Source organism: Embleya sp. NPDC050493 (assembly GCF_044458105.1).
GTDB lineage: Bacteria > Actinomycetota > Actinomycetes > Streptomycetales > Streptomycetaceae > Embleya.
Genome location: NZ_JBITHP010000019.1, coordinates 183,860 through 208,365 on the forward strand (window position 1 = coordinate 183,860; position 24,506 = coordinate 208,365).

The 24,506-nt window shown below is 70.0% G+C and carries 25 protein-coding genes and 7 pseudogenes; 14 read left to right on the top strand and 18 right to left on the bottom strand.

What is annotated here, in order from left to right; translation table 11 throughout:
- Positions 1 to 85: 85 nt before the first annotated feature.
- Entirely contained in the window at positions 86 to 724 is a 639-nt protein-coding gene (locus tag ACIBM5_RS31000) for a TetR/AcrR family transcriptional regulator (RefSeq protein ID WP_396009866.1), read from the top strand.
- A gap of 168 nt (positions 725 to 892) precedes the next feature.
- Here the strand turns inward: ACIBM5_RS31000 and ACIBM5_RS31005 are convergent, their stop codons facing one another.
- A complete protein-coding gene (locus ACIBM5_RS31005) occupies positions 893 to 1,285 on the bottom strand; it encodes a MerR family transcriptional regulator (RefSeq protein WP_396009867.1) in 393 nt (130 codons plus the stop codon).
- Between the two features lie 91 nt (positions 1,286 to 1,376).
- Here ACIBM5_RS31005 and ACIBM5_RS31010 point away from each other — a divergent pair, with 91 nt between their 5' ends.
- Positions 1,377 to 2,117 (top strand): SDR family NAD(P)-dependent oxidoreductase, encoded by a 741-nt coding sequence (locus ACIBM5_RS31010; RefSeq protein ID WP_396009868.1) that lies wholly within the window; start codon positions 1,377 to 1,379, stop codon positions 2,115 to 2,117.
- Between the two features lie 276 nt (positions 2,118 to 2,393).
- Here the strand turns inward: ACIBM5_RS31010 and ACIBM5_RS31015 are convergent, their stop codons facing one another.
- A complete protein-coding gene (locus tag ACIBM5_RS31015) occupies positions 2,394 to 2,786 on the bottom strand; it encodes a winged helix-turn-helix transcriptional regulator (protein ID WP_396009869.1) in 393 nt (130 codons plus the stop codon).
- Between the two features lie 146 nt (positions 2,787 to 2,932).
- Between ACIBM5_RS31015 and ACIBM5_RS31020 the strand changes: the two genes are divergently transcribed.
- Positions 2,933 to 3,457, top strand: a complete 525-nt coding sequence (locus ACIBM5_RS31020) for an SRPBCC domain-containing protein (RefSeq protein ID WP_396009870.1) — start codon at positions 2,933 to 2,935, stop codon at positions 3,455 to 3,457.
- Between the two features lie 636 nt (positions 3,458 to 4,093).
- A pseudogene (locus ACIBM5_RS31025) lies at positions 4,094 to 4,177 on the top strand (hypothetical protein); the annotation flags it as partial.
- Between the two features lie 170 nt (positions 4,178 to 4,347).
- Here ACIBM5_RS31025 and ACIBM5_RS31030 read toward each other — a convergent pair.
- Positions 4,348 to 4,623 (bottom strand): annotated as a pseudogene (locus ACIBM5_RS31030) (class I SAM-dependent methyltransferase); the annotation flags it as partial.
- Positions 4,624 to 4,850: 227 nt separating this feature from the next.
- On the opposite strand from ACIBM5_RS31030, the gene ACIBM5_RS31035 reads away from it, so the two are divergent.
- The gene (locus tag ACIBM5_RS31035) at positions 4,851 to 5,012 is read left to right on the top strand and encodes a hypothetical protein (RefSeq protein ID WP_396009872.1); all 162 of its coding nucleotides are present in this window, start codon (positions 4,851 to 4,853) and stop codon (positions 5,010 to 5,012) included.
- 205 nt (positions 5,013 to 5,217) lie between these two features.
- On the opposite strand, the gene ACIBM5_RS31040 is transcribed toward ACIBM5_RS31035, so the two are convergent.
- The 3 genes from ACIBM5_RS31040 to ACIBM5_RS31050 all read right to left on the bottom strand — a co-directional run bounded on the left by ACIBM5_RS31040 (position 5,218) and on the right by ACIBM5_RS31050 (position 7,024).
- Positions 5,218 to 5,928, bottom strand: coding sequence for a cation transporter (locus tag ACIBM5_RS31040; protein ID WP_396009873.1), 711 nt, complete (start codon positions 5,926 to 5,928; stop codon positions 5,218 to 5,220).
- Complete coding sequence (locus ACIBM5_RS31045; protein WP_396009875.1) at positions 5,925 to 6,263, bottom strand: ArsR/SmtB family transcription factor; 339 nt, start codon at positions 6,261 to 6,263, stop codon at positions 5,925 to 5,927. The genes ACIBM5_RS31040 and ACIBM5_RS31045 overlap by 4 nt, the downstream gene beginning before the upstream one ends.
- A 95-nt stretch (positions 6,264 to 6,358) precedes the next feature.
- Positions 6,359 to 7,024: a DNA-binding response regulator gene (locus ACIBM5_RS31050; protein ID WP_396009877.1), complete on the bottom strand. Its 666-nt coding sequence runs from the start codon at positions 7,022 to 7,024 to the stop codon at positions 6,359 to 6,361.
- A gap of 67 nt (positions 7,025 to 7,091) precedes the next feature.
- Between ACIBM5_RS31050 and ACIBM5_RS31055 the strand changes: the two genes are divergently transcribed.
- Together ACIBM5_RS31055 and ACIBM5_RS31060 are read left to right on the top strand one after the other, a co-directional pair.
- Positions 7,092 to 7,940 (top strand): oxidoreductase, encoded by an 849-nt coding sequence (locus ACIBM5_RS31055; protein ID WP_396009879.1) that lies wholly within the window; start codon positions 7,092 to 7,094, stop codon positions 7,938 to 7,940.
- Between the two features lie 296 nt (positions 7,941 to 8,236).
- Positions 8,237 to 8,575 (top strand): VOC family protein, encoded by a 339-nt coding sequence (locus ACIBM5_RS31060; RefSeq protein WP_396009881.1) that lies wholly within the window; start codon positions 8,237 to 8,239, stop codon positions 8,573 to 8,575.
- Positions 8,576 to 9,266: 691 nt separating this feature from the next.
- On the opposite strand, the gene ACIBM5_RS31065 is transcribed toward ACIBM5_RS31060, so the two are convergent.
- The 3 genes from ACIBM5_RS31065 to ACIBM5_RS31075 all read right to left on the bottom strand — a co-directional run bounded on the left by ACIBM5_RS31065 (position 9,267) and on the right by ACIBM5_RS31075 (position 11,679).
- On the bottom strand, positions 9,267 to 10,220 hold the full coding sequence (locus ACIBM5_RS31065) for an immunity 49 family protein (protein ID WP_396009882.1): 954 nt from the start codon (positions 10,218 to 10,220) through the stop codon (positions 9,267 to 9,269).
- 400 nt (positions 10,221 to 10,620) lie between these two features.
- On the bottom strand, positions 10,621 to 11,010 hold the full coding sequence (locus ACIBM5_RS31070; RefSeq protein WP_396009883.1) for a VOC family protein: 390 nt from the start codon (positions 11,008 to 11,010) through the stop codon (positions 10,621 to 10,623).
- An 87-nt stretch (positions 11,011 to 11,097) separates the two neighbouring features.
- A complete protein-coding gene (locus ACIBM5_RS31075) occupies positions 11,098 to 11,679 on the bottom strand; it encodes a helix-turn-helix domain-containing protein (protein WP_396009884.1) in 582 nt (193 codons plus the stop codon).
- A gap of 168 nt (positions 11,680 to 11,847) precedes the next feature.
- On the opposite strand from ACIBM5_RS31075, the gene ACIBM5_RS31080 reads away from it, so the two are divergent.
- The 3 genes and pseudogenes from ACIBM5_RS31080 to ACIBM5_RS31090 all read left to right on the top strand — a co-directional run.
- Positions 11,848 to 12,789, top strand: a complete 942-nt coding sequence (locus ACIBM5_RS31080; RefSeq protein ID WP_396009885.1) for an IclR family transcriptional regulator C-terminal domain-containing protein — start codon at positions 11,848 to 11,850, stop codon at positions 12,787 to 12,789.
- A gap of 166 nt (positions 12,790 to 12,955) precedes the next feature.
- Positions 12,956 to 13,957 (top strand): alpha/beta hydrolase, encoded by a 1,002-nt coding sequence (locus ACIBM5_RS31085; RefSeq protein WP_396009886.1) that lies wholly within the window; start codon positions 12,956 to 12,958, stop codon positions 13,955 to 13,957.
- A 184-nt stretch (positions 13,958 to 14,141) separates the two neighbouring features.
- Positions 14,142 to 14,273 (top strand): annotated as a pseudogene (locus ACIBM5_RS31090) (hypothetical protein); the annotation flags it as partial.
- Positions 14,274 to 14,348: 75 nt separating this feature from the next.
- Here ACIBM5_RS31090 and ACIBM5_RS31095 read toward each other — a convergent pair.
- A complete protein-coding gene (locus ACIBM5_RS31095; RefSeq protein ID WP_396009900.1) occupies positions 14,349 to 14,576 on the bottom strand; it encodes a hypothetical protein in 228 nt (75 codons plus the stop codon).
- A 106-nt stretch (positions 14,577 to 14,682) separates the two neighbouring features.
- Here ACIBM5_RS31095 and ACIBM5_RS31100 point away from each other — a divergent pair, with 106 nt between their 5' ends.
- The 3 genes from ACIBM5_RS31100 (at position 14,683) to ACIBM5_RS31110 (ending at position 17,345) form a co-directional block, all read left to right on the top strand.
- Positions 14,683 to 15,585, top strand: a complete 903-nt coding sequence (locus ACIBM5_RS31100) for a hypothetical protein (RefSeq protein WP_396009901.1) — start codon at positions 14,683 to 14,685, stop codon at positions 15,583 to 15,585.
- A gap of 412 nt (positions 15,586 to 15,997) precedes the next feature.
- Positions 15,998 to 16,300, top strand: coding sequence for a hypothetical protein (locus tag ACIBM5_RS31105; RefSeq protein ID WP_396009887.1), 303 nt, complete (start codon positions 15,998 to 16,000; stop codon positions 16,298 to 16,300).
- A gap of 13 nt (positions 16,301 to 16,313) precedes the next feature.
- On the top strand, positions 16,314 to 17,345 hold the full coding sequence (locus ACIBM5_RS31110; RefSeq protein ID WP_396009888.1) for a polyprenyl synthetase family protein: 1,032 nt from the start codon (positions 16,314 to 16,316) through the stop codon (positions 17,343 to 17,345).
- A gap of 334 nt (positions 17,346 to 17,679) precedes the next feature.
- Here the strand turns inward: ACIBM5_RS31110 and ACIBM5_RS31115 are convergent.
- The 5 genes and pseudogenes from ACIBM5_RS31115 to ACIBM5_RS31135 form a co-directional block, all read right to left on the bottom strand.
- A pseudogene (locus tag ACIBM5_RS31115) lies at positions 17,680 to 17,932 on the bottom strand (transposase); the annotation flags it as partial.
- A 58-nt stretch (positions 17,933 to 17,990) separates the two neighbouring features.
- Positions 17,991 to 18,560 carry a hypothetical protein gene (locus tag ACIBM5_RS31120; RefSeq protein ID WP_396009889.1) on the bottom strand — a complete coding sequence of 190 codons (570 nt, stop codon included), beginning with the start codon at positions 18,558 to 18,560 and terminating at the stop codon, positions 17,991 to 17,993.
- 42 nt (positions 18,561 to 18,602) lie between these two features.
- Entirely contained in the window at positions 18,603 to 19,094 is a 492-nt protein-coding gene (locus ACIBM5_RS31125) for a hypothetical protein (RefSeq protein WP_396009891.1), read from the bottom strand.
- Between the two features lie 331 nt (positions 19,095 to 19,425).
- Positions 19,426 to 19,632, bottom strand: a pseudogene (locus tag ACIBM5_RS31130) (transposase); the annotation flags it as partial.
- 230 nt (positions 19,633 to 19,862) lie between these two features.
- Positions 19,863 to 21,293, bottom strand: coding sequence for an alpha-L-fucosidase (locus ACIBM5_RS31135; RefSeq protein WP_396009898.1), 1,431 nt, complete (start codon positions 21,291 to 21,293; stop codon positions 19,863 to 19,865).
- Between ACIBM5_RS31135 and ACIBM5_RS31140 the strand changes: the two genes are divergently transcribed.
- The gene (locus tag ACIBM5_RS31140) at positions 21,270 to 22,058 is read left to right on the top strand and encodes a helix-turn-helix transcriptional regulator (RefSeq protein ID WP_396009892.1); all 789 of its coding nucleotides are present in this window, start codon (positions 21,270 to 21,272) and stop codon (positions 22,056 to 22,058) included. The genes ACIBM5_RS31135 and ACIBM5_RS31140 overlap by 24 nt on opposite strands.
- A 384-nt stretch (positions 22,059 to 22,442) precedes the next feature.
- Here ACIBM5_RS31140 and ACIBM5_RS31145 read toward each other — a convergent pair.
- The 3 genes and pseudogenes from ACIBM5_RS31145 to ACIBM5_RS31155 form a co-directional block, all read right to left on the bottom strand.
- Positions 22,443 to 22,493 (bottom strand): annotated as a pseudogene (locus ACIBM5_RS31145) (hypothetical protein); the annotation flags it as partial.
- A gap of 75 nt (positions 22,494 to 22,568) precedes the next feature.
- The gene (locus ACIBM5_RS31150) at positions 22,569 to 23,249 is read right to left on the bottom strand and encodes a hypothetical protein (protein WP_396009893.1); all 681 of its coding nucleotides are present in this window, start codon (positions 23,247 to 23,249) and stop codon (positions 22,569 to 22,571) included.
- 61 nt (positions 23,250 to 23,310) lie between these two features.
- A pseudogene (locus ACIBM5_RS31155) lies at positions 23,311 to 24,308 on the bottom strand (IS5 family transposase).
- Positions 24,309 to 24,506 lie beyond the last annotated feature (198 nt).

Genomic DNA, 24,506 nt, shown 5'->3' on the forward strand with positions numbered 1-24,506 from the left:
CCTCGACGACTGATGGAACCGAGCGGTTCGATCTCACGCCGACGGACGCTAGCACGTCATCGAACCGATCGGTACCATCAATGTCGTGTCCGTCCCCAAAGGCGCCTCACTCGACCCGGTGCGCACCCGCGAGATGATCGCCGAGTCTGCGGCCCAACTGCTGTACGAGCGTGGTTTGGACGGCGTCGGCGTAGCCGAACTGTGCGCGTCGGCAGGAATCTCCAAGGAACCCCGCTACCGCCATTTCGGCTCCAAGGACGGCCTCATCGAGGCGATCCCGGAAAAGCGATCGAGAGGTGTCCTCGCCTGGATCACCGACGCCGCCGCGGCAGCCGGACCCGACTCGAAGGCCCGGATCACCGACGCCGCCGCGGCAGCCGGACCCGACTCGAAGGCCCGGATCGCTGCCGTCTTCCACGCCCTGGGCATGGGGTACGCAACCCCCGGCTTCCGCGGTTGCGCCATCGTCAACGCCGCGACGCAGCGCCACACCGCCCCCGCGGACCGGATCGCCGCACGACACCTGACCGGCTACCGCGACCTGCTCAACGGCATTGCCCGCGCCTCCGATGCTTCCGACCCCGACGCCCTCGGCCTGCAACTCCTGGTCATCCTGGAAGGCGCAACCGTGGTAGCCGACCACCTCGGTATCCCGGACGCCTCCGCCACCGCCCTGTCCGCATCGCTCACCCTCCTCGATGCCGCGGCATCGCCACGTGCCTGACGCCTCGGCTCGGCGTCGGGTGGGTGCGATCGGGGAGGGCCCCCGCGCCGGTGATGGCTGCGGCGTCGCGGGCGGTCGGCCCTGCGGCCCGCGCGACCCGCCGCTTCGCGGGTTCGATGGCACCGGAGACGTTGTCGAGGCATCCAACGGGCAGCGGCTGCCGATCGCTCAGCGTCGATGTGCGCTCGAGGACCGGGCGGCGGTGCCGTCGGCGGCCGCGGCGATCACTTCGTCAAGGACGTCGCGGGAGCGGACGAGGTCGGTGATCACGCGGTCGATGCGGTGGCGCTGGGCGGTGAGTTCATCGAGGAGTTCGGAAGTGGCGGCGTCGTTCGGACGGCCGTCGGCGTCGTGGATGCAGGGCAGGAGTTTGGCGATCGTCTTGCTGCCGAGTCCGGCGGCGTAGAGGGTCTGGATGCGTATGACGCGGTCGACGGCCCAACCGCCGTACTCCCGTTGACCGCCGGGCGTGCGTTCGGCGTGCAGCAGCTTCTGTGCCTCGTAGTAGCGCAGCGAACGCTCGCTCACACCGCTGCGCTTGGACAACTCGCCGATTCGCATCCTCGACCTCGCCTGACGACTTGAACCTGACACTGGTGTCAGGTTCTACCTTGCCGGGACACCGGGCACATTGTCCATGGAGGAGGTACTCATGCGTGAGCTGAGCGGCAAGGTGGCGCTCGTGACCGGCGGCAGCCGCGGGATCGGCGCGGCGATCGCGAAGCGGCTGGCCGGCGCGGGAGCCGGGGTGGCGTTGACGTACGTCAACGCGGCGGACCGGGCGCACGAGGTCGCCGAACGGATCGAGGCGGGGGGCGGCAGGGCCGCCGTCATCCAGGCCGACCTGGCCGCTCCGGACGCGGCGGCCGAGGCGGTCGAACGGACCGTGCGGGAACTGGGGCGCATCGACGTCCTGGTGAACAATGCGGGCTTCCTCACGCACGGTCCTCTCGCCGACGTGTCCGCCGACGAGTTGGACCGGGTGCTCGCCGTGGACATCCGGTCGGTCTTCCTGGCCGCGCAGGCCGCGGCCCGGCACATGGGCCACGGCGGCCGCATCATCAGCATAGGGTCGTGCTTCAACGGCCGGGTCCCCGGCGAGCACTTCGTGCTCCAGGCGACCGCCAAGTCCGCACTCGTCGGATTGACCAACGGGCTTGCCCGGGAGCTGGGCCCGCGAGGCATCACCGCCACTGTCGTGGACCCGGGGCCCATCGACACCGACATGAACCCGGCCGACGGTGAGACGTCCGGATTCCAACGCTCCCTCACCGCCCTGGGCCACTACGGCCACGCCGAGGACATCGCTGCCGCCGTGGCCTATCTGGCCGGCCCCGGGGGCCGCTTCATCACCGGCACCTCGCTCGCCGTCGACGGCGGATACACCACCTGACGGCATCGACCGGGCCTCGCCCGCTCCCCACGCGAACAGGAGCGCCGGCGAGGCCCGGTCGGTCGGCGTATGACGTAGAACCCAACAACCGCAGAGCAGGAACGCGAGTGTGCGAGTGATCCGGCGTGCCGATCCGCCGGCGACACCGGCAACCCTCCGCACCTGTCGGTCTCGTCCGGCGGCACCACCACCAACCATTGCCGGGGACGACGCGGTTCGAAGGGGGCCAACTCCCGCCGGCCATACGGTGCTACCCGTGGACGTCGGTGGGCTTTGTCAAGACGCGTCGAACGCCTCGCGGTTCCGCGCGATCGCCGACTGGTGCTCTTGCACCCAACCGACCATGTGGGCGACGGCGTCGCCCAACGAACGGCCCAAAGGCGTGAGTTCGTACTCGACGCGAGGCGGCACCTCCGCGTAGGCGGTCCGCGTGATCAGACCGTCGCGGGTGAGGGAACGAAGCGTCCGGCCAAGCATGCGTTGCGACACCCCCGCGATGCGCTCGTGCAGGGCGGTGAAGCGCAGCGGCCCGTCGGCGAGCGCCGTGATCACCAGGACAGTCCACTTGTCTCCGACCCGCGCGAGTACGTCCCGCACGAGTTCGATGGTGGTCATGCACTCCGGCGCGACCCCGGCGGCCTCCAAGCGCGAACGCAGCGTGGCGTCCATGGATCGTTCCCTCCAGGTACGTAACCGACATACAAGTGCGTGTACTCGAGGTCTTGATCACGACCCCGGCGCCCACGTTACATACGACCAGTAACCAATGCCGGGCGTCCGACCCCGCCAGGACACGACGTGAGGAAACCATGGCCATGGGACCAGCTGCTCCGGACTTCGCCGGTGACGTCCAAGACGCCGCCGAACTTCGAACAATCCGCCACGACACCTTCGCGATCACCCGCACGGTCGCCGCACCACCGCACGCGGTTTTCGAGGCTTTCTCCGATGCAGCGCTCCGCGCACGTTGGTTCAGGCTGCCGGGCCGTACGGTGTCGGCCCGACACGACTTCGCCGTGGACGGCGGCGAGACCGCATCCAGCCGCTACACGGCGGTCGGGACGGCGCCCCAGACGCTCGAATACGCCTCCCGGTACCTGGACATCGTGCCGGACGCAAGGATCGTCTACACCTACACCTCCGCGGTGGACGGCATCCGGCGCTGGGCCTCACTGGTGACCGTCGAGTTGCACCCCGACAACAGCGGCACACGCCTGCTCTGGACCGAACAGGCGGCATTCCTCGCGCCATCCGCAGAGCCGGAGCACGACCTCCCGCACCTGCGCGGCGCCACCCGCCTGCGGCTGAACGGCCTGGCGGCAGCCCTGAAACCGACCTGACGGCGCGACAGGAGTCCGGCGCATCTTCCTTGTCGCCTCCCGACGGCCGGTCAACGCACGTCACCCCTCGTCCTCGACTGCCACTCGCTCCGCGGGAAGAGCATTCGGATGCTCACCGTCCCACCGCTACGCGGACGCAGCTCCCGCATGTTCCGGTAGCGGCTCTTCTCGATCGCGCCGACCGTCGGGCGGCGGAGCGCCGGACGAGCGGGCGTCGGCCTGGTGCGTTGTGGTTCACACCCTGGGGTAGGTCGACCTGCGTTCACGGCGATGGGGAGAGCGGGGCGACGTGAGGCCACCGGGTGTCGGCGATCCATCGCGTATCGGGGTGTACCTGCTTGTGGGCCGGCTCGGCGGGGGTGGCATGGGCCGGGTGTTTCCGGGGCGGTCCGAGGGCGGGCGTACCGTGGTCCTCAGGCTCGTGCACGACGATTGCGCCCAAGTACCGGAGTTTCGGCGCCGGTTCGCGCGTGAGGTGGCCGCCGCGCGGCGCGTCGGGGTTTGTGGACCGCAGTCGTGCTCGACGCGGACACCGATGCGGCCGTTCCCCGGGTCGCCACGCAGCACATACCCGGTCCGGACCCGCGCACCTTGGCCTCCGAGGACTTCGCGCCGCTGCCGGAACACTCGGTACGTGTGCTCGCCCACCGCCTCGCCCGCGCCCTTCGGGCCATCCACGGCGCAGGGCTGGTCCATCGCGATCTCAAACCGACGAACGTCCTGGTCACCGTCGACGGGCCGCGGGGGATCGATTTCGGCATCGCGCGGGCGCTCGCCGCCCTGGAGGTGACCGGTCGCGAATCGGCGCTGACCCGTACGGGCGCGCCCACCTCGTCGAGTCGGCACGCGTCCGCGCACAGCACGGTGACGTCCGCTTCGGCCGCGTCGGCCTTCTCCCTCGCCTGCCGGACCGCGCGGTCGACCAGGTCGACGGCCGTCACCCGCCAGCCGTGCCGGGCCAGGTACACGGCGTCGGCCCCGGTGCCGCAGCCGAGTTCGAGGACCCGGCCCGGCATCAGCGCACCGGGCCCCTCTATCAGGGCCACCAGCTCGGGCGGGGTGATGTCGCTGCCCCACGGCGGCTTGCCGTCCCGGTAGAAGTCCTCCAACACGCGGCGCACCGATGCCTCTTGGTCGAGTTCCGCAGGCGTTCGAGTCTCACTCATCACTACCCCTTCAAGAATCTGGAGTCCAGCTCCAATGTCGGACTCCGGATACCGACTCCCGGTATGGACGCGGTCAAGGGATCCGACAGGCAGGACGTCAAGCGTCCCGACAAGCGGGCCGAGCGCTCGCGGTTCACCCGCGAGAGGATCATCGCGGCGGCGCGGGACCTGTTTGTCGCGCGGGGTACGGCGCGACCAGCCTTCAGGGGGCCGCGGACCGCGCGAGCGTGGCCATGCAGACCGTGTACTTCGTGTTCCGCAACAAGCGCGCGCTGTTCAAGGACGTCGTCGACACGTCCATCGCGGGCGACATCGAACCGGTCGCCACGATGGACCGGGACTGGTTCCGCGCCGCGTGCGCGGGCTTCTCAGACCGGAGCTGTGCCTGAACTTTGTCCGCGACCGGTGCTGGTCCCCCGACGCCTGGGAGGAGTGGGTTGGTGCGGCCCTGACCGCCCACCTCTGTACCGACCACGAGTAGGTCGGCGACCCGGCAATCGGCCCGCGGGCGCGCACCGGTTCGGCGGCGGGGACCTGGAGGAACGTCACGAACTGCAGTGCGGCCGGCCCGGGTCCGGGTGGTCCGATGGGTGTTCAGGCGCAGCAGGCGCAGCCGGGCCGGCAGCCGCAGGCGTCCTTCTGCGGTCGTCGGGTGGCGAGTTCGACGGGCGGCGGCGCGCAGCAGCCCTTGCCCTGCCAGGTGTCGCGGCCTTCCTTCGCGGCGATGGCGGCGATCACCAGGGCTGCGACGGGGTCGGCCCAGGACCAGCCGAGGGTGACGTTGAGGACCAGGCCGACCAGGAGCACGGCGGACAGGTACGTGCACAGCATGGTCTGCTTCGAGTCGGCGACCGCGCCGGCCGAGCCGAGTTCGCGGCCGGCGCGGCGTTGCGCGGCGGACAGGAATGGCATGACCGCGAGCGAGAGCGCGGCGATGAGGATACCCGGCAGGGAGCGCTCCGCCTCGCCGGTGCCGGCCAGGGCGCGGACGGCGTCGACGACGATGCAGGCGGCGAGCGCCAAGAAGGACACGGCGATGATCCGCAGGGTGCGCTGCTCGCGCGCTTCGCGCACCGCGTGCTCGCGGGCGGAGAACTGCCATGCGACCGCTGCCGCGGAGGAGACCTCGATGACGGAGTCGAGGCCGAAGCCGACCAGCGCGGCGGAGGAGGCGAGCGTCCCGGCGGTGATCGCGACGACGGCCTCGATCACGTTGTAGGTGATGGTGGCGGCGACCAGGAGCCGTATTCGCCTGGCGAGCGCATCGCGGCGGGCGGGGGAGGGCCCCAGGGATATCGCGGTCATGGGCAGCAGCCCTTTGCGTCGGCGTCCGGGCACGCCGCGGCCGGGTCCACCGCCAGGACGACGCCCAACAGGTCGCCGAGCGCGTGCGCGAGCCGTGGGTCGGCCAACTCGTAGCGCAATCGGCGTCCTTCGGGAATCGCGACGACCAGGCCGCAACCGCGCAGACACGTCAGGTGGTTGGACAGGTTCGTGCGCGATACGCCCAGGGCGTCGGCGAGTTCGCTCGGATAGGCCGGGCCCTCGCGCAACGCCAGCAACAGGCGCGAGCGCGTGGGGTCCGACAGCGCGTGACCGAAACGAGCCAACACCTCGCCCTGTGTCGAAACAGTCATCATGCGCTGAACAATACAGTCGACGCTGAATAGCCTGGAAGGGGAGTCGCCAGACGCGGGTCGGCCCCGATCGCCGAAGGGCCGCGATCACCGGGGATTCAGTGGGACAACCCCAGCTCGCCGGCTCGCAATCCGGCCTGGAAGCGGGAGTCGGCCTCGAGGTCGGCCATCAGCTCGGCCACGCGCCGCCGGTAGGTGCGCAGAGAGACGCCGAGGCGTTTGGCCGCCGACGCGTCGGTGAGGCCCGAGCCGAGGGCTTCGAGGATCCGGCGGCCGTCGGTGTCGAGGCGCGGGACGTCGCTGCGCAGGTAGGTTTCGAGATCGACCGCGGTGTCCCAGATCGCCCGGAACAGCGAGTGCACGCCGTCGACCAGGATCTGCGACGTCGTCACCGTGTACTCGCGGCCGGCGGGGGTCTCCGCGCCGGCGAGAATCATCACCCGCCGGTCGATGAGGATGGTTTCGTGCGGAAGCGGTGAACGGCTGATCCGAACGAGAGCGCCCTTGCTCCGCACCAGCCGCAGGTGCGCGCGGGCCTCCTCGTCGGCGAGTGCCACCGGGCTGAGCAGCTTCCGAGGGGTGAACCCGGCGGGATCCGCGGCGCGCATGCGATTGCGGACCGCGGCTCTGGCTCCCGGGTGCGACCAGGTCTTGAGGTCCCGGGCGGCACACAGGAATTCGGTCCGCGCGGACTCGAAGAGATGACCTGCGCGGGCGGTCAGCTCCGCGTCTCCGCGTACCGAGAACACTTCTTCGTTCCGCATCCGGCCAGTGTGGCAGCTTGCTGCCACGACCTCGCCGGGCGTCGTGTCGGCGGACACCATGAGCGTCATGACGATCAAGACTTTCTCCGTCGGCGGGCAACTGACGATCAACCGGCTGGGTTTCGGCGCGATGCGCCTGGCGATGGGCACCTTCGCCGGTCCGACGCGGGACCCCGAGACCGGAATCGCGGTGCTTCGCCGGGCAGTGGAACTGGGCGTGAACCACATCGACACGGCCGGCTTCTACGGCAGGGACGCGGTGTGGGCCAACGAGCTGATCCGTCGGGCTCTGGCCCCGTACCGTGACGACCTGGTGATCGCGACGAAGGTGGGGCCGTTGCGCGGACCGAACGGTGTGCCGAGCGGACAGGCGACGGCCGATCAGCTCCGCGGCCTAGTCGAGGCGGATCTGCGCTCCCTGGGGCTCGACCGGCTCGACCTGGTCTATCTGCGGGTCGGCGGGATGAGCGGACCGGGTGGCGAGTCGATCGCCGAACGGTTCGCGGTGCTGGCCGAACTCCGTGCGGAGGGGCTGATCCGGAACCTGGGTGTCAGTAACGTCGACGCCGCCCAGTTGGCGGAGGCCCGGGGGATCGCACCCGTGGTCGCGGTGCAGAACCGGCACGGCGACGACTCGGTCCCGCCGGCGGACAGCGAGGAAGCGGGCATCGCCCATGTGCCGTACTTTCCGCTCGGCGGTGGCGTCGGCAGCGGCCCACTCGACGCCGAACGGCTCGGGAAGGTCGCGGCACGCGTGGGCGCGACCACCGCACAGGTCGCGATCGCCGCGCTGTTGGCGGAGTCGCCGTCGATGCTGTTGATCCCCGGCACGGGCTCACTGGACCATTTGGAGGAGAACCTCGCGGCGAACGACCTCAGTCTCAGCGTCGAGGACTTGTCCGACCTGCGAGGCTGAACGGTCGGCTCGTCCCGGAGAGCCGACTCGGCTGCCGCGTTCCATTTCCGCCGCCCGCCCGACGTCCCGGGGAGCCACCGGGCGGCGCCGGCCGAAGAGGTGCACCCGAGCAGCTTGGTCACGGCGTCGATGGCCGGTAGCCGGGATCGGCTTCGATGGCACGTTCTTCGAACCGTCGTACCTGCTCCGGCCGCAGCCGCACGCCGACGGCCGCCTCGGCGTCCCGCTTCGCGACCCGGGCCGAGCTGCGGAGTGAGCCGAAGGAGTCACCCCCCCGGCCGGCTAGGGTGGACGCCATGTACACCGTCGACTTCGTCGAGTTCCCGTCCGACTCGGCAGCCGCCACCGGCACGTTCTTCCGGGATGCGTTCGGGTGGACGCCCACCACCTGCGGTCCCGCCTACACCGACGTCGGCGGAGCCGGGATCGGCGTCGGTGTCCAGGCGGACCCCGACGAGCGGACGGCAGCGGCGCTCGTCGTGGTGCGCACCGACGACCTGGACGCGGCCCGGACCGCGGTCGTGGCCGCGGGCGGCGTGGTCACCGTCGAGGCGTTCGACTTTCCCGGCGGACGCCGCTTCCACTTCCGCGAACCGGGCGGGAGCGAACTCGCCGTCTGGCAGCCCGTCGACTGACGCGCGGCCGGCCTCTGGACAGTCCGTGCCGTCCCCCGTGGGATCACCACCGGCCCAAGCCAGGGCGGCGATCGCCTCGCCCGCGATCCCGTCCGCTCCGCCCACCGCGGCAGACGGGCGCACCCCGTCGGCCGCGCTCGCCGTTTCTCCGTCGTGTCGTTCGGAGTTCCGCACGACGCCCTCGGCTCGGATCGACTCGATCCAGGTCAATGTGTTGGACATGAACTCCTGCGGTTCCAGGCGTGTCCAACATGTTCCACGACTCGTACGAGCGCGGCTCCATGGGTTTGACGAACATGCCTCGCAGTCAGGGAACGCTATAGACCAGCCGAGCCCGCAGCATCTCGACGTCGGCTCGGTCTTCACCCACCTGCCCGTCGACCCGAGCACGTATTGGCCGGCGACGCAGGAGCTGTCGAGCCATCCGGCAGTCGGCGTTGGGGCGTTCCGGGCGTGGATGGACTCCTTTGAGCCGGGTCAGTGTTCGGCGCTGAAGGCGACCTTGGGCACGGTGGCCACTCACACCGGGGCCGTGCGGATCACGAGCCGCCCGAACTGCCATTGCTGACGACACAGTTGCTCGCCTTGGCGGAGGACCCCGCGCAGATGACAGCACTGCGGCCTCGTCAACTGCTTCGGCGAGACCGCCGGAGGGGTGAAGGGCTGTGACTGGTGATGCGGTGAGCTTCGGCTACCGCGCGACCCAGCCGCCGAGGTTGTTCGGACCGGTGGCAGCCGCTCGGGCCGGCGCGTCCGGGGAGCCCAGCAGGGCTTGGGGCAGGTACGCGGAGTGGACGCCCAGTTGCCACCCGTGGACCTGGACGGCGAGCGCGGCGACGGCGAGGGGGCCGGTGGGCAGCAGTGTCCTGGGGACGGGGTCGTCTCCGATGCTGTCTCGGTACTCGTTCAGGTGAGCCACCAGGAGCCGCTCGAAGGCCGGCTGGTCGTCGTCGAGGAGGCAGCGGAGCAGGCTCTGGTCGGGTGCGAGGGGGCCGGCCGCGTCCAGCCTACGGGCTGCCTCGGCGCGCTCATCGGCGCCGGGCTTGCTCAGGGTGACCGTCGGCCGGCCGCTGGGCAGGTGTCCAGAGGTCGGGGTCAGGTATTCGGCCAAGGCGTCCATCTGGGCACGGTCCGCAGGCTGCGACACCGACTCGAACGTGGAGTAGGGCACCCCGTCACGGATTGCGGGCGCGTAGTCCTCCCGGAGCAGGCCGCCGATGACGCGCCGCCACTCCCATACGAGACCGCTGATCAGGCACAGCTCGAACGTCTCGATCCACTGGGTCGCCGTGGGCGCCTCGTTGACGATGTCGTGGAAGGCCGTTTTCTCGCTGCTGAGTTGCTCTCCGACGAGCGGGAGGAGGATCTCCTGGTCACCGTTGGGGAAGCACCCCACGCTGAGCAGACCGAGCGAGCACTCCGCGGCGGTGTGCAGGACATGACGCAGGGGTGTGTCGAGTGAAGGATCGTTCGCGATGCGAGCGGCAGCGTGGTCCAAGAGCTCGTCGCGCATCTCCGCCAGGTCGCTCAGTTGCATTCCGCCGTATTGCATGGAGTGCCAACGGCCGAACGCACGCCCGCGTATGTCCTCCAGCGCGTGGGCCATCCGCCGGCCGTCGATGTCGTGGGGAGTCACTGCCTGCACTACTGCTGTCCTCTCGTGATCAATTTCGTGGACGCGGCACGCTACCAGCGAGGCCTGACACCGTTGCCTTCCACGCGTCGGACAGCTTGCCGACAGGCGTTCCGCCAAGCGGCGCTCGGCCGCAAGACGGCTGCGCCGGTTCGCGCAACCGTTCGTGGGCCTGCCGCTGTTGGATGCTCTGCGGCGAGAGGTGCGTGATCGTCGCACATGCCTTCCAGACATACCTCGCGCCCTTCCTGGCGGATCTCGCCGCCGTGACCCGCGGACGGCCGGACGGGCGATTCCGGCCGCTTTCCGGGCAGTCGGGGCGACCGGGACCGCCTGCGCACGTCCGCCTCGGCCGTCCCTGATCGTGTGAGGCGGTGACCGCTGCGGCCGTACGACCGGTCGCGGCGGTTGCTCAGCGAAGCTCTCCGGTGATGATCCACAGGTGGTCGAACGGGTCACGGATACGGCCCGAGCGCTTACCGTAGGGCCGGTTCTCGATGGTCACGACCACCTCGGCGCCGTGGGCCGTCATGCGTTCGGCGACCTCGTCCGGGTCGTCGACGTCGATCTCCAGCAGCACCGGGGAGCCGCCCAGATCACGTGGCGATACCCATCCCCACGCCGGAACAGCCGGTGAGACCCGGAAGGACGACCCACCGAGACGCAGTTCCACCACGGTGGGGCGGCCGTCATCGCCCGGCGCACGAAACACTTCCTCGGCGCCGAGAACTTCCTGGTAGAACGCCGAGGCGCGGTCGGGGTCGGACACGATCAGGCGGGGGAAAATCCGGAGCTGCGTCATGCACCGATCATCAGGCGGGGCAGCGGCGGAGTCTTGAATATCTGGGAACGGCCCCGGCCCAAGCTCGGGCCCGAGCCCCACCGGATGTCAACCGGACGCCCTCTCTTCGCCGACAGGCCGTTCGTGGGCCGACGGCTTCCCGGCCGACGTGCCTTCGGCGCGCAGCCACTCGGTGGGTGTGCACCCGGCCATGGCCCGCCACTCCCGGCAGAGATGCGCCTGATCGGCAAACCCCGATGCGGCGGCCACGTCCGCCAGACCGGCCTTTGCGGTGCCGGCGCCGGCGAGCCGGCGCCGGGCGGTTTCGAAGCGGACCAGACGCTGGTATTCCTTCGGCGTCACCCCGTACTCCGTACGAACCCTGCCGCTCAGGTGGCGTCTGGAACATCCCAGCCACCGAGCGGCCTCGTCCACCCGGGTGGTGCGGGACAGGGCCGTGGCCATGGCTCGCAGCTCCGAGGCGTTTTCGCGTTCGCCGTGCCGGGCCAGTCCGGCGAGCAGAGACCGTTCGACCAATGCGCGACGCTGCGGCCAGGTGCGACAACCCGCCAGCCGCTCCGGCAGGTCCGCCAGTGAGGGAACGACATCGGCGAGATCGACGATCCGGTTGGCCAGGGCAGACGCCGGCACCCCCAGCAACGCCCTGACACCCAGCGGGTCGAGCGTCACGAATACACCACGGGTGCATCCTCTTTGCCGTAGCTCGGCCGCGTCCAAATGCAGGCCGGCCACGACAGCGCGAAGGCGATGGGGCGACCCGGAACGTCCGAACCACCCGACCTCGAGAGAGTCGGTCTCGGGGATGGTGATCGACACGGTGGGGGAGGGAAGCCCACGATGAACGCCGACCGGACCCGGTCCAAGGTCGTATGTGTCCAACGTCGCCACGAACGGCCTCAGAGGGAAGCGTTGCCCGGTCACCGATCCAGTCTGCCACCACGCGACACAAGACCCGTCAGGGGCGTCGACCGCCGACCGCGTACTGCCGGGCGGGACGCTGCGGCGACCCTCCGGCGCGACGACGGGGAGTTTTCGACGGTGGTGAGGTGCAGCCCCGCGAAGAAGGCGAGCGCGCAACAGGGTTGGTCTCACACGCCGGTGAGCCCGGCTCGAACGGCAGCGCCCGACCCGATCCGATCCGCGCCTCACCGACCGGAAGCCCTCGGGGCCCGGCTCGAGGAAGCGCGCGCCAACGGCTGGTCCTACGACGACGGTGAATACGAAGAGATCTCCAACTGCGTGGCGGCGCCTGTCCACGGTCGTCACGGACATCCACGAAGGACTGGCTTCGTGGGTGATGACGAAGAGCATTCGATGTCGAGTAGCGGCAGCGGATGTTGGACCGGCCGAGTGGAAGTGTCACCGAGTTCCGAGAGCACCGGCATCGGCATGTCGACCGGCGCAGCAACGATGCTGCGGTTCCGTCGGGAGGACGACCACCGCCTGTTCGCCTCGCGGTGGTTCCACCGGGGCCACACCGTGCTCCGCCAGGGCGTCACCACCTCGTCCCGTTCCAACGCACGACATTCCGGCCGCCGCCGTGCCGATCCGTGCGCCGACAGCCGCCACGCGCTCGACGGCGACGTGTACACCACCGGCCCAAGCGGGGCCGACAGGCCCTGTCCCGGCGGTTCCGGCGTGAAGCGGCCGACCGCCGCGTGTCGGCGCCCTCGGTGGCGGCGCTGCGTGGTGACACGTGTAGCCCTGGTACGTAAGGGAGTTGGGGTCATCACGTGGTGCGAGAACTCGGCTCGGTTCGGTATTGACCATTGGGGGTGACTGGTGTGTGATCAACGCGCACCGGATGTAACCAACCGTCGCGTCAGGGTGTGTCGGCCGTCGTGCGCCGGCAGGCCGCTCGTCCACGAGGACCGGCGCGGCGCGGTGAACGCCGAACGTCGTTTGCACGCGGCATCCACACCACACACCGAACACTGGGGATGGCATGACCGAGCTCCGACCCACCCGCCGCAACATCCTGAAGGCCGCCGGTGGGTTGTCCGCGGCGGCGGTGCTCGGCGCCGCGGGCGTCGTCGGGAGCGCCTCCGCCGCCCATGCGGTCGGCGACGGCTTCGGGCTGCGCATCATCGACAGCAACGAGAGCGACCCCCGCCTGAAGTACTACCGCTTCAAGACGAGCCAGATCGGGTGGACCACCGGTCCCGGTGTCAACATCCTGCTCCCCGACGACTACGACAGCAGCGGCCGCCGGTACCCCGTCGTGTACCTGTTCCACGGCGGCGGGACGGGCGCGGACTTCCGCAACTTCGACGTGCCGGGCGGCATTCGGGAACTCACCGCCGGCAAGCCGATCATCGTCGTGATGCCGGATGGTGGCGGCGCCGGCTGGTACTGCAACCCGGTCACCTCCTTCGTCGGTCCCCGCAACTGGGAGACGTTTCACATGTCCCAGCTCCTGCCGTGGGTCGAGGCGAACTTCCGCACGCATGCCGAGTACGACGGGCGGGCGGTCGCCGGCTACTCGATGGGCGGCTTCGGCGCGCTGAAGTACGCCGCGAAGTACTACGGCCACTTCGCCTCGGTCAGCGCCCACTCCGGCCCACCCAGCCTGCGCCTCAACGGCGGTGCCGTCGGCCACTGGGCCAACGCGTCCTCGGCCGCCATCGAACTGGGCGGCGGCACCGTCTACGGTGTGCCGTTGTGGAACGAAGCGCGGGTCAGCGCCGACAACGCGGTCGAGCGCATCCCGAGCTACCACAACAAGCGAATCTTCATGGTGGCCGGAACGGGTGCCGAGAACATCCCGTGGTTCAGTGCCTTCCAGGAGTCCCATGTCCTGGACGGCCAGCGCGAGTTCCGTGGCCTCCTCGACCAGGCGGGCCTCCCGTACACGGCCCACGAGGTTCCCGGCGGCCACACTCTCCGCTGGCACCTCCTCGCCGAAGACATCGACGGCATCGTGGCCCACCTTCGCCCGGCGGCGTAGCCGTCGGACACATCGGCTCGTCGCACTCGCGACCACATCGCCTGCGCTGCCTCGGACTCAAGTCCCGATGCGCTCACCGCACTCGGGAGCGGCTCGTCGGTTGTTCCCGCGACCGCCGGGACAACCCGACGAGAGCAGCGGGTGGGCGGCACCCACGAGGCGGTGCGCCCGGGTGTCGGTCAGGGTGCGCGCCGCCGTCGAGGATGGCGGTCTCGGTCCGCAACTGCTGTGCTCACCGCCGGCGTTCGGGCACCTCGACGGCCGCAGGCTCGCCTTGGTCCACCTGTTCAAGCGCGGCACCTTCCATCCCTTCGCATTTCCGGCCCGCGCCCGGCAGTGTCGAGGGGGCGGCCACGATCGAACGGGGCCGCCGGGCCAAGGCGCGGTCGTCTCAGCCCGGGAACGCGAATCGATAGCCCTGGTTCTTCAGCCACGGCAAAAGCCGGGCGAGCGCGTCGACGCTCTGGGTGCGGTCGCCGCCCGCGTCGTGCATGAGGACCACGCCGCCGGGGCGCAGCTCACGGCGTACGTTGTCGAGGATCGCGTCGACGCCGGGCTTCTCCCAGTCGCGAGTGTCGACCGACCAGCCGAGGGGCTTCAAGCCGTGCGCGGCCGACACCTGGCGCACGGTCGGCGACCAGGCGCCGCCGGGCGCGCGGAACCAATCGACGTCGTGGCCCGGGGCGTTGCGCCGGGTGTCGGGGTCGTCGGTGATGATCGTTCCCGTGACCGATCTTCCGGTGTCCGATGCCCCTCTCGCCGATTTCGACGCGTACACCCGGGCGGTCGCCGCCGTCTTCGCGGCGGACGACGCCCGTCGCCGGGGGTGGGGGCCCCGGTTGGCCGAGGACGTGTACGAGATGTTGGCGTATGCGATCGAGCGGTATGAGCACGAGCACCTCGAGGAGGTCCTCGCCGACCGGCCTCCGCTTTCACCGGTCCCGGACGTGCTCGCGGGTGCGGGTGTGTCGGAGAGGCCGCCGCCGACCTGGGGGCCGGACGATGCCTTGTTCGCGAGGCGGCGGCGGGTCTCGGGTGCCTTCACGGGGGTGACCGCGGTCGCGGTGTTCGGGGCCGGGCCCGCCGGATGGGACGAGTGGGTCTATGCGCCCGCCGTCGGCGTCGGACCGCTCCGGTTCGGCATGACCGTGGACGAAGTGCTCGAGGCGGCGGCCGGGATACCCGGCCGGGCGAGCGTCGGCGATTGCGCGCCGGGCCACGCGACCTTCTCCCGGACGTGGAGGATCGAAGTCCGCCGTCGCGAGCCCGCCTCTTCACCGCCCGCGGTCACGGCGTACGTGAGCCGAGCCGCAGGGCTGTTCTGCGTCGCCGTCGACGCCGTACACGGCCCCCAAGTCGCCTACGACGGACTCGCGTTGGTCGGCGGGGACCGAGCGGAACTGGAGAGCGACGCGATCGCGTACGCCCAGGCACAGGGCGTCTGGCTTCGCTACTCGCTCGCGGGCTACGCCGGGCCGGACGATTCCGGGATCGTGATATGCGAGCAACCGGTCGGGCCGGCCATGCGATCGCGCCCGTTGTTCATGGTGACGCGCGACGGCGCGAACACCGAATGGGACTCGCTCCCTTCCGAGGAGTACCCGGGCAACGGCCATTCCACGGACTGACGCCGTGTGCCCGCCCGCGATCGACGGGACGGTCGACCACACGACCGACGGGCCCCGGCCGCCGCGGGCCGCCGCGGGCCGACCGCGACCTGGAGCAACGACCCCGGCGGCGCGCCGGACGCGACGAAACCGCCGACGATCGGGCTCCGTTCGACGACCCGCCGAAGAGATCGTCTCCGGCGCGGGATCGAAACCGGAGGGCACCGCGCGCCCTCGCCCGTCGCCCGCGGCCCGAGACGGTGACGGCCGGCCGGAGACGACGACCCAGATCCTTCAGCTCATCACGAAGCCTCCCCTCTGCGCCCTTGAGAAGGGCGCGGGCATCCTTGCGGGGGATCAATCCGTCGGGAGACTGGTGCTGATCTCGCGTGCCCGGCGGGCCGCCGAGACCGGCCCCCTCAGGGTGGCCGAGGTGCCCGCCCGGCAGCGCGTTGCGGTGTCCACGCATTCGGCCGTCGACGCATCCGCACCACGCGCACCCTTCCGCCCACCTGATCGTTCTCCGGTCATGAAGAAGCTTGTGCTCGCCCTTCTCGCCGCGGCTGCGGTGTCCGCTGTCGAACCGGCTGTCGCGTACGCCGCGCCCGCCGACACCCCGATCCGCTTCGACGGCATCGAAGTCCACAAAACCGTCGACATGTCCCAGCACTGGTACGTCGACGACGACTCCACCGCCGGCACGACGTCGACCGCCGCCGTCGACACCGGTGCTTGAGAGGTGCACCGCCGTGCTTTTCGACCTGGGTTCCGGTAGCCGCACCGCCGAAGAAATCTTCGACGCAGGAGGGAAGACCATCGATCCGGCCGTCCGGAGCGTGGTGGAGCGTCTGCCCTCACCGCTGCTCGAAGCCGTCCGTTACCACTACGGATGGGCCGGCAAGGACGGCGCTTCGGTCACCGGCCGGCCCGGCGGTGTGGGACGCCGCGGTCTGGTGCTTCCCCTGCTCTGCGCGGGCGTCGACGGCGGACCCGCCGAACGGGGCCTCGCCGCAACCGTCGTCGGCGATCTCCTGGTGAACACCTCGATCATCCACGACGACGTCCTCGACCGGGATCCGGTGCGCCGCGGTCGCCCGGCCCTGTGGGCTGCCTACGGCACCGAGTGCGCCCTCATGGCCGGCGACGCCCTCCTGGGGCTGGCCTTCTCCATCCTGGGCGAGCAGGACCACCCGCGCACCCATCAGGCGTTGCGGATGATGAGCGACGGTTGGAGCAGGCTGTGTGCAGGCCAAGCTCGCGACACCGGCCACGAGGGGCAGATCGGTACATCCGTCGAACAGGCGATCGCGGTGAACCAGGCCGAGGCGGCCGAGGGCCTGCGCGGCGTCTTCTGCCTGCCCGTCCTGTTCACCGACGCCACCGGCGAACAGGCCGAGGCCATCGGCCGGTACGGCTTCCACTTCGGCATGGCCGCGCAGTACCACAACGACGTGACGGACGTGTGGCCGACGCTCGACCGTGGCCGAGCCCCGGGCGGCGACATCCGCCGTCGCAAGATGACGCCCATGGTCACGGTCGCCATCGCGTCAGGAAGCGATGCGGGCGAACGTCTCGCTGCGTTCTACGCTGGCCGCGGCGAGCCAGGGGACGAGGAAGTCGCCGCCGTCGCCGACCTGATCGACCGATGCGGCGGCCGGGCGTGGGCCGTCGCCCAGAACCGCAAGCACATGCGCCTGGCCGCTGAGCACCTCCAGGCGGCGGACCCGCCGCCCGCACTCTACGATGACATCCTCGCCACCGGCGCCCGCTACCTGGCATGACCACGGAGACTTCCTCCGGTGCATGTGCTCGCCGGCACGGCCGCCCCTCCTGACGCCACGCCGGGACCCGGTAGCGGCCCGATGGAGGCCGTGCGGAAGAGGCAGCGAGGCCGAGCGACGTCAGCGCCGAGTACGGCCCTTCAAAGGCCGGTTGCAGGTGACACAATTGCGCTCAGCCGTCGCGGCCGCCCTCGGGACGCACGGGCAGCGCGGCAATCAGCGACGACAGGGGAGCGGTCACGCTCTCGCCGGGTACCGTCGCGGCGGCCGCGGCACCCGGGTCACAGCAGGCACGACAGGCCTGACGTCGCCCGTGGGGGAACCCAGTGCCGGATCAAGCAACGTCTGCCCTGTTGACGATCTGACGTAGGCGTTCGTCGGCGGCGTGTTCGTTTCGCCGGATGACGTAGCGGCGGATCATGCTGCCCTGGGCCTTGTGGGTTGGGGTGGTCGGTGCCATCCAGAGCGAAGCAGCGCAGGGCGGTGAACTGAGCCTCGACGCGGTTCAGCCACGAGGAGTTCGTCGGTGTGTAGGTGAACTCGACGTTGTTGGCGGCGGCCCGGTCCCCCACCCGTCGGCATCTCCGATTCCCCGCTCCGAACGCCTTCGTCCCCAGCGGCTTGTGGCCCCCGATTCACGGTCGCCTAGCTCTGGGTGTTGCTGAAGCCGATCACCATCGCGCCCCACCAACAGGCCTGGGATATCAGGGCGGTCGCACCTGCCCAGGCCAGGATGCGGGGCGTGGCGGAAGTGTCCTTCGCCACGCGCCGGCCCAGCAGTCCGGCCTGGAGGCCGTTGAGCGTGAGGACCAGGACGAGGGCGAGCTTGACGCGCGTCGGGACGGCTGTGAGATCGGGGTGGAGGATCACGCCGCTCGCGACGAGCCCGGCGAGGCCTGCCCAGATCGGCAGGTGCAGCCGACCGGTGACGGCGACCGTCTCGCGCATGGTGCAGCGGCCGGTGATCCACAGAAGCCCGTGGTAGTCGGCGGCGAGGACCGCGCCGAAGCCCAGGACGAGTGCGGCGAGGTGAACGAACAACGCGGCGGCGTGCAGGGCGGGGTCGGCGTGCAGGTGCGGCGAGATCCAGGCGCAGGCGGCGAGCGTCAGGCAGGCCAGGACCGAGGCCGCGCCGACCGTCCACCACGAGTCGTGGACGCCCAGCGATCTGACGGGCTCGTCATCGGTATCCGCGGCGGAGGGTTGCACGAACATGGAGGTCTCCCGGACAAGGCATGAGAATTAGGTAAGGCTGACCTAATTGACACAGCTGATCAATGCGACAAAGACCACAAAGTCCGGGATCCTCGGATCGTCGCGGCGGACGGCGCAAGTGAGGGCGCCTTCCCGGGGACCTGCGCCCGTGAGGGCCTTTCCAGATACCCAGAACACACCCTGAGGACCAGCGGCACGACCAACCCGCCGATCCGGGCGGTCAACCGCACCACCGGCGAGCCGGCCCACCTCTCCCGGGAGGGCGAGCATGAGGCGGTTGTGTACGGGCTCCTCACGCGCGACGTCCAGCAGGTCGAGCCACTGCCGTTCGCTCGGGATCCACGGCAGCTTCTTCAACCGGGGCACCAGCCTTCGCTGGTTCCCGTCGAGGGCGCGGCTCGGCGTGTAGCGTCCGCGGCCGACCGGATTGGACGCCCGCACCCCTTCCTCGACGAGGTGGTCGTAGAACAGCCGCACCGGCACCAGATGCTGCTGCAACGTCGCATTCGGCAGACCGGCTCCGGAGTCCAGCACGACGACGTTGCCTCCTCGACGGCTCGGCCTCGTCCCCAGTTCCTTTACGAAGGCCGCGACGTGCAGCCGCTTCGCGGCGATCGGGTCGATCCCGTCGCGCTCACAGACCGACAGATACTCGGCAAGTCCCCGCGCTTACGCATCGATCGTTCGGGGAGCCCGCCCCAGGTCCGTCCATATTCGCAGCCACTCGGCCGCCCTCGCGTGCCGGTCCAGGACCGGCCACTTCTCGTCCGACACCACCGCGCTGCCCAACTGATCTCCTCGGTACGTGGGGACGCCGCAGGATACGAGACGCATCCTGCGGCGCTTGATTCCACGTAACTGATAGGAAGTCGTGGGGAAGGTACCGCCAGGGGATCCCGGTGCGGTCGACGTACAGGATCGCCTCCATGATGCGACGCAGCTCGTGTTCGGGTGGGCGTCCGAAGTCCGGTCCGTTTCCCCGGCGTTCGGCTCGCCAGGCCGTTAATGTGGGTTCGAGCAATTTCCAACGGGCGTCGGACAGGGCACTCGGGTAGTGCCGATGTCCGGTCATGTTTCGTTGGTAGCGCCGGGTCTCCCGTTCATCCAAGGCGCGACTGGGCGGACGGGCGCGCCCCGGGACCAGACAGGAGTGAACGTGGTGAAACGGTCAGGGGCGAATCACCTCAAACCGCACCCGTCACAGAAGACGTGCACAGGCCCAATTGCAGGGACCACTCAGGCATTTCGCAAGCGGTAACACGCTTCTACGGGGATAGAGCGCTCTTCTATACGGACCCGCGGTCAGTTTCGTCCCTGGCCCCGATAGAGGTCGAGTTCGCCGTCGAGCTCGACGGCGAGGACGGTCGCGTACTCGTCCTGGTCCTTTTCCGCAGGAGCGGTGATCCAGGTGATTCCGGGGACCTCGCCCAGGCCGCCGGTGACGTGGTGGCTCAGTTCGGTGCCAGTGCCCACTACCGTCGCCTGCTTGACCCGGGTGCGCAGGCCCTTGAGGGCGAGGTGCTCGCGAGGGGTGCCATAGCAGACCAGGTAGACGGTTCGCTGGTCGGAGGAGAGGGTGCTGGGCCCGTAGTGGTGCCCGGGTGGCAGACCGGCGCCGGTGCCGTGGACGGCCGCACGGTGGCGGGCGATCCACGTGCCGAGGCCCTCCAACCGGGCCGACTGCTCGGTGGTGATGCGGCCGTCGGCCATCGGGCCGACGTCGAGCAGCAGGTTGCCTCCCATGCCGATGGTCTCGGTGAAGTAGCGGACGAGCTGACGCACGCTCTTGTGGCTGTGGTCGGCGTGCCGATAGCCCCAGGAGTCGTTGATCGTCAGGCACAGCTCCCAGGGGCCCGTGGGCGCCTGGAGGGGGATGCCCTGTTCGGGGGTGGCGTAGTCGCCGCGGGAGAGCATCCGGGCGTTGAGGATGGTGTCCGGGTTCTCGGCGAGGATCATGTCGGCGAGCGCGTCCGTGCGCCACTGCTGCTCGCTGCGCTCCCACTCGCCGTCGAACCAGAGCAGGTCGGGCCGGTAGCGCTGTATCAGTTCGCTGACCTGGTCGTCGCGGTAGGAGAGGTAGCGAAGCCAGGCGGCGGGGTCTTCGCGGCCGTCGGCGGGCTCGACCAGCTTGTGGCCCGGGATGTACGTGTGGTGGGACGGGTCGGGGTGGATCATGCTGGCGTAATCGGGGTGGTTCCAGTCGGAGTGGGAATAGTACAAGCCGACCTTCAGGTCCTCGCCGCGCAAGGCGTCGACGAATCCCCGTACGAGGTCTCGGCCTGCGGGGGTGCGCTTGGCGACGTTGAGGTCGCCGCACTCGCTGTCCCAGAGGGCGACGCCGTCGTGGTGACGCGCGGTGAGGACTGCGTAGCGTGCACCGGCACGCTTGAACAGCGCGGCCCACGCGTAGGGGTCGTAGCGGGCGGCCGTGAAGCCGTCGAGCTGCGCCAGGTACTGCTCGCGGCTGACGGTTCCGTCGTACATGGCCCAGGATTCCGGGATGCCGTCGACGGCATAGATCCCGTAGTGGACGAAAATACCGAGCTTGGCATCGGTGAACCAGGGCTGCATGGGCATTGGTGTGCTCCTTGAAGAAGGTGTCGGGAGATGGGAGGGCGTTCGACTCAGGTGGTTGCTGATGTGCACAGTAGAACCAGGTAGGTGTTCCTGACGTGGGCCAGGTTCACCAGTTACTGGTAATTTCTCACCATGGTCGAAACTTCGGCGAGGCATATTGCGCACCTGGATTCACCTCCGCGCGTGGCGCAGGTCGGGGTGGGAGTGCACGGGCTGGGGATCGAGCGTGAGGTGTTCCGGTTGCCCGAACTGTGGCAGCTGCACCTGTACCGCTACAGCGCCGAGTTGATCGTCGACGGGGTGACCCACGAGGTCCGGCCCGGGTGTGCGAGCCTCGTTCCACCCGGCGCGGAGGTGGAGTTCCGGTACCGGGGCCGCTCGGAGCACCTGTACGCGCACTTCGAGCTCGGGACCGCCGGTACGCCTCACCGAGTACCAGCCGTGGTGGACTGCGGCGCGGAGGCGCTACATCTGTCGGACGCACTGCTGAGGGCCGTAGCGTGGCACTCGACGACCCCGTTGCGGGCCGCCGCGGAGGTGTGGACAGTGTTGTGGTCGCTGGCGGCCGGCGAGGTGCCACAGGCGGAGGAGCGCCATCCGGCACTTTCTGCGGCGCTGGCCCACATCGAGGTGAACATGGCGAGTCCGCTGACGGTTCCGGCCATCGCCCGGGCCGCGGGGGTCTCGCACAACCAACTCACCCGCCTGTTCCGCGTCGCCTTCGCCGAGACCGTGGTCGCCTATCTGCGGCGGCGTCGCCTCCAGGTCGCCGCGCACCTGTTGCGGAACTCGACTCTGGCGATCCCAGCGGTCGCATCGCAGGTGGGAATTCCTGATCTGCAGGCCTTCAACAAGGCCTGCAGACGTGAACTCGGCGCTTCGCCACGCACTGTTCGTGCGGGGCACCACGACAAAGATTGACTCGGCGACGCGGCAGCTCATGGGGCGGGCCGACGTCGACGATTTGTCCCAGGGGGCCACCGACCAGTCGGGGCAAGCGCCCGGCAGTGCGACGCCTACCGGTTGCTCCGTCCTGTGAGTTTCCCCCAAATGCGGAAGGTGGTTCCGTGGCCTGATGGGTCATGAGAAGGGAGCCATCGACATGCCCGCTCCGAAGAAGCCCGCCCGAGTCGCGGCAGCGTGCCGTGGCGAAGTAGCGGGCCGCGGAAACCAAGCCCGTCGTCCGGCGATGGCCGACCACTTGGGTGTTCATCCCGAGGCGCTGCGGAACCGGATCCGCCGGGACCGGGCCGACTACGGCGCGGGGATGCGTCGCACCCCGGCGGTGACCTGGACCCGGTCGTAGGGGCTTGCGTCGGGATGTCCGAGGGAGCGGTCGCCGGTGACGACCCGCATCGACCCCACGGGGCGGGAGCCCGTTCTTGCTCTGCCGCTACGCCCGGCAACCGGGTCCGCGTGGCCGAGGTGGTGTCACCGGTGGGCGGGGTTCGGGTTTCGGGTGCGGGTGTGTCGGGTGGTGGTGAGCAGGGCTGCCAGGGCGACGATGCGGTCGACGCGTCGGGGGCAGTAGGGCTCTTTGCCGGTCCACAGCAGGCAGTCGCAGGCGTCACCGCTCTCCTGCCAGGAGGTGAGCCATCTTCCGGCCCGAGCCAGGGCCTTGGCGGTGGCGTCGGGTGGGTTGTCGACCCTGTGGAGGGCGAGGACGGCGTAGCCGGTCTCGCCCGCGCCGGCGTGGCGGTGGGCGCCCCAGCCGCCGTCGGGGTGTTGGGCGTCGAGGAGGGCGCGGATGGCGTGTGGGGTGGCGGGATCGGTGGGCAGGGCGGTGACGACTTGGGCGGTGGTGTAGATCCAGGAGGTGTGCCACTTGTCGCCGGTCCAACGGCCGTGGGTGTCCTGCCGGTTGCGGAGGAAGCCGAGGGCGGGTTCGGTCGGTGCGGGCGGCCGGTGGGTGGTTGGGGCGTGGAGCGCGTGGGCGTGCAGGGCGTGGGCGGTGGTGGTGAGCGAGGGCTGGAGTTCGTTCGGGTACGTGTAGTAGTGGTCCTCGTGTCGGAAGCGGTCGAGGGCGGTGGTGTCGGTGGGGCGGCCCGCGAGGGCCAGGACGGCGGTCGCGGTGGCGGTGATGTCCCCGTCGGCGGTGAAGTGGTCGCTCATCCCGATGCCGGCGGGGGCCGAAAGCGCCTGGAGGGCGTCTAGGGCCTGTTCTGAGTCCGGATCATGGTGGGGCGGGGAGGCTGCGGAGCCAGAGCATGGCGCCGCGCAGGTGGAGTCCAGCGAGGTAGCTGTCGGGGGTCTTGTCGGTCCGGAAGGCGATACCGCGCCAGTCCTTCATGCGGTTGATGCAGCGTTCAGCGGTGCTGCGTTGCTTGTAGAGATCCACGTCGTGACCGACGGGCCGGCCGCCTCCGGAGCCCTTCCTCTTCCGGTTGGCGGCCTGGTCCTTCTTCTCCGGGATCACCGCCTTGATACCGCGTTTTCGCAGGTGGGCACGGTTGCTACGGGACGAGTAGGCCTTATCGGCGGCGACCGCATCCGGCCGGGTCCGGGGGCGGCCGACAGGACCCCGCACCCGCACCTTCTTCAGCACGGGGACGAACTGCGGGCTGTCCGCGGCCTGTCCGGGGGTGAGGACGATGGACAGCGGGCGGCACCGCCGGTCGGCGGCCAGGTGGACCTTGCTCGTGAGTCCGCCGCGGGACCGACCCAGGTGGGCGGCTTTCAGCCGGGCCTTGCGGCGTCGGTGCCGGGTGCGGCGTTCTTCCCCGGCGGGGTCGGCCGGCTGCTCGGGGGTTCCGGCCGCCGCGCCGTTCCGTTCCTCTCGAGAATCCCCTTTTCCTCGGTCGCGGCTTTGGCCAGGTCGTCCAGGAGCGCGGGGTCGAGTGCCATCCCGGCCGCGTGGTGGTGCGCGCGGGCGGTTGTCGAGTCGACGCTCACCAGGCCGAGGTCGATGTCGCCGCGGGCTGCCGCCTCTGCGATCATCGCGTCCATCAGGGCCTGGAAGATCCCGTCGCGGGCCCACATCCGGAACCGGTCGTAGATTGTCGACCAGGAACCGTAGCGCTCGGGAACGTCCCGCCACGGGCTGTTGGTCCGAAACCGCCACATCACCGCGTTGAAGTAGCTCCGCAGGTCAGGGATCGGCCCGGACGCTCCCAACGGCAGGCGCGGCTCGACCAACTCCCATTCGGCATCGGAAAGATCACCCCGAGTCATGAAGACCGGTGTACCGCGTTCCGCCGGCCGCCGAGGCTGGATTGACCCAATCGTGATCCGGACTCAGAACAGGCCCTACTGAGCTTTGCGGATCCGGTTGTTGGTGTTCATCGCGTCAGGGCGGTTGCGGCGAGGAAGCCGTCGAGGAGTGCGGGGTGGTGTTGGATGTCCCGCAGGCCTTGGCGTGCGACGGTGACG

Coding starts and splice junctions, on each gene's coding strand:
- ACIBM5_RS31010 (WP_396009868.1), top strand. CDS start 1,377: ATGCGTGAGCTGAGCGGCAAGGTGGCGCTCGTGACCGGCGGCAGCCGC.
- ACIBM5_RS31080 (WP_396009885.1), top strand. CDS start 11,848: ATGAACGCCGACCGGACCCGGTCCAAGGTCGTATGTGTCCAACGTCGC.
- ACIBM5_RS31020 (WP_396009870.1), top strand. CDS start 2,933: ATGGGACCAGCTGCTCCGGACTTCGCCGGTGACGTCCAAGACGCCGCC.
- ACIBM5_RS31085 (WP_396009886.1), top strand. CDS start 12,956: ATGACCGAGCTCCGACCCACCCGCCGCAACATCCTGAAGGCCGCCGGT.
- ACIBM5_RS31060 (WP_396009881.1), top strand. CDS start 8,237: ATGTACACCGTCGACTTCGTCGAGTTCCCGTCCGACTCGGCAGCCGCC.
- ACIBM5_RS31070 (WP_396009883.1), bottom strand. CDS start 11,010: ATGACGCAGCTCCGGATTTTCCCCCGCCTGATCGTGTCCGACCCCGAC.
- ACIBM5_RS31055 (WP_396009879.1), top strand. CDS start 7,092: ATGACGATCAAGACTTTCTCCGTCGGCGGGCAACTGACGATCAACCGG.
- ACIBM5_RS31040 (WP_396009873.1), bottom strand. CDS start 5,928: ATGACCGCGATATCCCTGGGGCCCTCCCCCGCCCGCCGCGATGCGCTC.
- ACIBM5_RS31015 (WP_396009869.1), bottom strand. CDS start 2,786: ATGGACGCCACGCTGCGTTCGCGCTTGGAGGCCGCCGGGGTCGCGCCG.
- ACIBM5_RS31120 (WP_396009889.1), bottom strand. CDS start 18,560: ATGTTCGTGCAACCCTCCGCCGCGGATACCGATGACGAGCCCGTCAGA.
- ACIBM5_RS31005 (WP_396009867.1), bottom strand. CDS start 1,285: ATGCGAATCGGCGAGTTGTCCAAGCGCAGCGGTGTGAGCGAGCGTTCG.
- ACIBM5_RS31150 (WP_396009893.1), bottom strand. CDS start 23,249: ATGAGCGACCACTTCACCGCCGACGGGGACATCACCGCCACCGCGACC.
- ACIBM5_RS31140 (WP_396009892.1), top strand. CDS start 21,270: ATGGTCGAAACTTCGGCGAGGCATATTGCGCACCTGGATTCACCTCCG.
- ACIBM5_RS31045 (WP_396009875.1), bottom strand. CDS start 6,263: ATGATGACTGTTTCGACACAGGGCGAGGTGTTGGCTCGTTTCGGTCAC.
- ACIBM5_RS31050 (WP_396009877.1), bottom strand. CDS start 7,024: ATGCGGAACGAAGAAGTGTTCTCGGTACGCGGAGACGCGGAGCTGACC.
- ACIBM5_RS31135 (WP_396009898.1), bottom strand. CDS start 21,293: ATGCCTCGCCGAAGTTTCGACCATGGTGAGAAATTACCAGTAACTGGT.